Source organism: Pseudomonas sp. GL93, from assembly GCF_003408955.1.
GTDB lineage: Bacteria > Pseudomonadota > Gammaproteobacteria > Pseudomonadales > Pseudomonadaceae > Aquipseudomonas > Aquipseudomonas paracarnis.
In genome coordinates, this window is the sequence record NZ_NKRF01000018.1 from 1 (window position 1) to 5,866 (window position 5,866).

The window sequence follows — 5,866 nt, forward strand, 5'->3', positions numbered from 1 at the left end:
CGACATGAAGTGCAATTCGCAATCGCTCGGCGAGGTTTCATAGCGCTCGCCAGTGGCGATGATATGCGCCACCAACGGCCCGTGGGACACCGCCACGCCCTTGGGCAAACCGGTGGAACCGGAGGTGTAGATCACGTAGGCGAGGTTGTCGCCGTCCAACGCCACATTCGGGGCCGCATCACTGTAATCCGACCAGGCTTGCACCTGATCCACCGCCAAGGCTTCGAGGCCGTCCGGGATCGGCAACCGGTGTTGCACGTCCGAATGGGTCAACAGCAATTTCGAACGGCTGTCTTGCATCATGTACAGCAGGCGATCACGTGGGTATTCAATATCCAGCGGCACATACACACCACCGGCTTTCATCACCGCCAGGAACGCCACCATGATCTCGGCACTGCGTGGCATGGCGATGGCCACGCGCACTTCCGGGCCGACACCACGGGCGATCAGGGCATGGGCCAGGCGGTTGGCCTGGCGATCCAGTTCGCCATAGCTCAGGGTTTGCGCGTCGAACTTCACCGCCACCGCCGTCGGGTTTGCCCGGGCGCGATCGGCAAACCGTTCATGCACCAGGCGCTCGGCCGAAAAGCCAGACTCCGTGCGGTTCCACAGTTGCAGGATCTGTTGTTGTTCGGTCGCGTCCAGCAGGCTTAACTGGCTGAGCTGTTGTCGTGGGTTGGCGACCATACCCTGCAGCAGGTTCTGCCAGTGACGCGCCATGCGTTGCACGGTGTTGGCTTCGAACAGGTCCTGGGCATAACCCAAAGTGGCCCATATACCTTCGGTGGACTCCTGAATATCCAGGTCCAGGTCGAAATGTGCGGTCTGGCTGTCCCAGTCCAGGCCTTCTACCCGCAGCCCTGGCAATTGGTGCTGAACCTGAGCCTGGCCGACGTCAGTCTGATGATTGAACATGACCTGGAACAGCGGGTTGTGGCTCAGGCTACGCTCAGGTTGCAGGGCCTCCACCAGTTGTTCGAACGGCAAATCCTGGTGAGCCTGGGCTTCCAGGGCGCGTTGCCGAACGTGCTGCAGCAACTGCCCGACACTCATCTGCCCATGCACATCCGCCTTGAGCACCTGGGTGTTGACGAAGAAGCCAATCAAGCGCTCGGTCTCGCTGCGATTGCGGTTGGCAATCGGCACGCCGACGCGTATTTCTTCCTGGCCGCTGTAGCGGTGCAACAAGGTCTGGAACGATGCCAGCAACAACATGAACAGGGTCACGCCCTGCTGTTGGGCCAAAGCCTTGAGCCCCTGAGTGAGTTCGGGCGCCAGCTCGAACGCCAGGCGTGCGCCGCGGTGGCTCTGCACAGCCGGGCGCTGGTGATCGAACGGCAACTCCAGCACGCTCTGCTCACCGCCCAACAGTTCACGCCAGTAGGCCAGTTGACGTTGCTTCTCACCGGCGTCCATCCAGCTGCGCTGCCATACGGCATAGTCGGCATACTGGATCGGCAGCGCCGGCAACTGCACGTCCTGGCCCTGGCTGTAACCGGCATACAACTGCACCAGTTCCTCGACCACCAACTGCATCGACCAGCCATCGGAAACGATGTGATGCTGCACCAACACCAACACATGCTCGTCGGCGGCCAGGCGCAACAGCGTGACGCGCAGCAACGGGCCTTGTTGCAGATCGAACGGCTGGGCGATCAGCGCTTGCACCCTGGCTTTGAGCTGGGCTTCATCGGCATCGGCCAGGGTGATCGGCAAGGACATTGGCGGCTCAATCACTTGCACCGCGCCGTCGTGATCCTGGCGGATATGGGTACGCAGGCTTTCATGACGCGCCAGCAAGCTATCGAAACTGCGTTGCAACGCAGCCAGGTCCAATTGCCCTTTCAGGCGCAATGCACTGGGAATGTGATACGCCGCGCTGTGGGGTTCCAGTTGCCACAGAAACCATTGTCGCTCCTGGGCGTAAGACAGTGGCAACGGCTGCACGCGCCCGGCCGGCAGCAGGGCCGGCGCCGTTGGCAACGGGCTGTCCTGGGCTTGCAAGGCCGCGACAAACGCCTCCAGCCGCGGGTGTTCGAACACGGCTTTGAGCGGCACTTCCAGGCTCAGGGTCTGGCGGATGCGTGACACCACCTGCATCGCCAGCAGGGAATGCCCTCCCAGTTCGAAGAAGTGCTGGTTCAAGCCCACACGTTCGGCTCCCAGAATAGCCGCCCAGATCGCCGCCACCTGTTGTTGCAACGGGGTGACCGGCGCCCGCCAATCCTGTTGTTCCACGCTGGCATCTGGCTTGGGCAGGGCCTGGCGATCCAGCTTGCCGTTGGGGTTGAGCGGCATGCGCTCGAGGAAGATCAGGTGCGCCGGCACCATGTAGTCCGGCAGGTGGCCGCGCAAGGTGGCCATCAACTGTTCACCCACCTCGGCGCGCTCGGTTTCAGACAGCGTCTGCGCAGGTACCAGGTAGGCCAGCAGTTGGTTGTCGGCAGCCAGCAACAGCGCTTCACGCACGCTGTCCTGGGCCAGCAGCACGGTTTCGATCTCTCCCAGTTCAATGCGGAAACCACGGACCTTGACCTGATGGTCAACCCGTCCGACATATTCCACCACGCCATCGGCGCGATAGCGCGCCAGGTCGCCAGTGCGGTACAGGCGCTCGCCGGATGGGCTGAACGGGTCAGCGACAAAGCGCTCGGCGGTCAGGCCTGGCCGCTGCAAATACGCACGGGCCAAGCCATTGGCGCTGGCGATATAGAGTTCACCCACGGCGCCCAGCGGTAGCAGGTTCAGGTCACGGTCCAGCACATACAGGCCACGCCCTGGCAGCGCCCGGCCAATGGGGCTGGCGCCGCCGGCGCTGACGGCGCTCGGGTCAGTGCAGTTCAGCACGCTGGAAACCACGGTGGCCTCGGTAGGCCCGTAGGTATTGAGCAAGCGCACATGGCCGAGCCCGGCGCGCTGCCACAACAGCGGGCCGTCCAACGGCATGGCTTCGCCGCCGATATGGATCTGGCGCAAGGCACCATAGGTTCTTGGGCCTGCTGCCAGGCAATCTTGCAGGAACAGCTTCCAGTAGGCCGTGGGCAAGTCGGCCAGGGTAACGCCCTGGGCGATGATCTGCCGGTACAGCTCGGCACCGTCCCACAACTGCGGGCCACGCAGTACCACGGTGGCACCAAGGGTCAGCGCCGGGTACAGCTGCTCGACGAAACCGTCGAAGTTCAATGTGGCAAACTGCAACACTCGGTCCTGGGCAACCAGCTGCGAGTAATCCGCCGCGATGCCAGCGAACTCACTCAGTGCTGCATGGCTGATGGCAACCCCCTTGGGCTTGCCTGTGGAGCCGGAGGTGTAGATCACATACGCCAAGCTCTGGGGCTCGACATCAACCGGTAAATTATCGTCGGCACACAACGCCAACTGCGCCTGGACCAAGTCGATGTCCACCGCCAGCACCTGGGCCGGCAACGGCAGGCGCCCATGCAGGTGGGATTGGGTCAACACCAGACCCACACCACTGTCCTCAAGCATATGCACCAGCCGTTCGCGGGGGTACTCAGGGTCCAGCGGCACATAAGCCGCTCCTGTCTTGAGCACCGCGAGCAAGCTGACCACCATGGCAAAGGAGCGCTCCACGGCGATCCCCACCAGCCCTTGAGGGCCGACGCCCTGGGCCAGCAGGTAATGCGCCAGGCGGTTGGCCTGACGGTTCAGTTCCCCATAGCTGAGGGCCTGCTCGTTCAGGGCCAGGGCTTGACGTTCCGGCTGCTGATCAGCCTGGGCTTCAAACAGCCGGTGCACAGCCTCAAAGGGGGTGACACCAGCCGGGGTGTTCCAGTCCTGAAGCATCCTGTGTTGCTCAGCGGCACCCAGCATCGGCAGTTCGCAAAGGCGGCTGCGGGGCGCGCTCACCACCGCTTGCAGCAGGTGTTGCCAGTGTTGCGCCATGCGCTCGATGGTGGCGGCATCGAACAGGTCGGTGGCGTAGGTCAGCGCGGCCCAAAGCCCGTCGGCGGATTCATGGGTGTCCAGGCTCAGGTCAAAATGGGTGGTCTGGCTGTCCCAGTCCAATTCCACCACACGCAGGCCCGGCAACTGTCGGCCTTCGCGGCCGCCCTGGGCCTCGGTCTGGTGGTTGAACATCACTTGGAACAACGGGTTATGGCTCAAGCTGCGTTCAGGCTGCAATGCCACCACCAGTTGCTCGAACGGCAGGTCCTGATGAGCCTGGGCCTCCAGGGCGCGGCGTTTGGTTTGTTGCAGCAGCTCGGCAAAGCTCATCTGCCCGTCAAGGTCAGCCTTGAGTACCTGGGTGTTAACAAAGAAGCCGATCAACCGCTCGGTTTCGACGCGGTTACGGTTGGCGTTCGGCACGCCAATGCGGATATCCGACTGCCCGCTGTAGCGATACAACAGGGCTTGGAACGACGCCAGCAGTAGCATGAACGCGGTCACGCCCTCTTGCTGCGCCAGGCGCTTGAGCCCCGCCACCAGCGTCGGTTGCAGATGCACCTGCAGGCTTGCACCGCGATGGCTTTGCTGCGCCGGGCGCGGGCGGTCAAGCGGCAATTCCAGCACAGGTTGCTCTGCGCCCAGCAGGGCCTGCCAATACGCGAGTTGGCGCGCCTGCTCCCCGGCTTCCATCCAGCCGCGTTGCCACAGCGCGTAGTCGGCGTACTGGATCGGCAGTTCCGGGAGTTGCAGGTCATGGCCCTGGCTATGGGCGGCGTAGAGCTGCACCAGTTCCTCCACCATCACCTGCATCGACCAGCCATCGGAGACGATGTGGTGCTGCACCATCACCAGCACATGTTCATCCTCGGCCAGTTGCAACAACGTCACACGCAACAACGGCGCCTGGTGCAAATCGAACGGCCGCGCCACCTCCTCTTCCACCCGCGCCATCAACTGCGCTTCGTCGACGTGCGCCTGCTGGATCTGCACCCGCGCATGCGGTAGCACTGCCTGCCACAGACGTTCATCGTCCTCGACCAGTTGCGTGCGCAAACTTTCATGCCGGGCCAGCAGGCTGTCGAAACTGCGTTGCAACGCTGCCAGGTCCAAGTGCCCGTGCAAACGCAGGGCGCCAGGGATGTGATAGGCGGTGCTGTCCTTGTCCAGTTGCCAGAGGAACCACTGGCGTTCCTGGGCGTAAGACAACGTCGGTGTGTCGCTGTCGTGGCGGGTGGGAGCAATCGGCAGTTGAGCGAAACTCATGCCCCGGCTTTGCAAGCGCTGGTAAAACTGCTGGCGCTGCTCCAGAGGCAAGCGAAGAAAGCGCGACACCAGGTCGATATTAGGGTTGGAAAGCATGGTTCAAATCGCCTCTAGTTCGCTCAAAAAGTCACGAAGGTCATCAAAATCTTCCACGCTGCCGGCGCGGAAAGTGGCTGCGGCCTGCACGTAGGCGCGCAGCGATTCGGTCTGGAACAGTTCCATCAACGGTACGTCCAGGCCGAGCTCGGCCTGCACCCGCGAGGTAATCTGGATCGCCAGCAAGGAATGGCCACCGACATCAAAGAAGTTGTCGTTCAGGCCCACTTGCGGCAGGTGCAGGATGTCGGCCCAGATCGTGGCGATCTGCTGCTCAAGCTCGGTTTGCGGGGCCAGGTACTGCTGCTGCATCTGGCTCACATCCGGCAATGGCAGGCCCTTGCGGTCGAGCTTGCCGTTGGGGGTGAGCGGCATGTGGGCCAGGAATACAAAGTGGCTGGGCACCATGTAATCCGGCAGGTCGGCCTTCAGGGCACGACGCAGGGCGTCACGGAACTCAACCTGGTCGGCCAGGCTGGCGTCGGCCGGTACCACATAGGCCACCAGTTGCTTACCGGTCGACCCCTCCTGGGCCACCACCACGGTTTCACCGACACTGGCTTGCTCGCGCAAACGCGCTTCGATTTCCCCC

The 5,866-nt window shown here is 62.9% G+C and carries 2 protein-coding genes; both read right to left on the reverse strand.

What is annotated here, in order from left to right; translation table 11 throughout:
• Nucleotides 1-5,274, reverse strand: a 5,274-nt coding sequence (locus CER19_RS04555) for a non-ribosomal peptide synthetase (protein WP_116665536.1), incomplete at its 3' end; no start/stop codon positions are given.
• 3 nt (nucleotides 5,275-5,277) lie between these two features.
• Nucleotides 5,278-5,866 (reverse strand): phosphopantetheine-binding protein (locus tag CER19_RS04560; protein WP_133298305.1); only part of this gene is annotated, 589 nt, incomplete at its 5' end.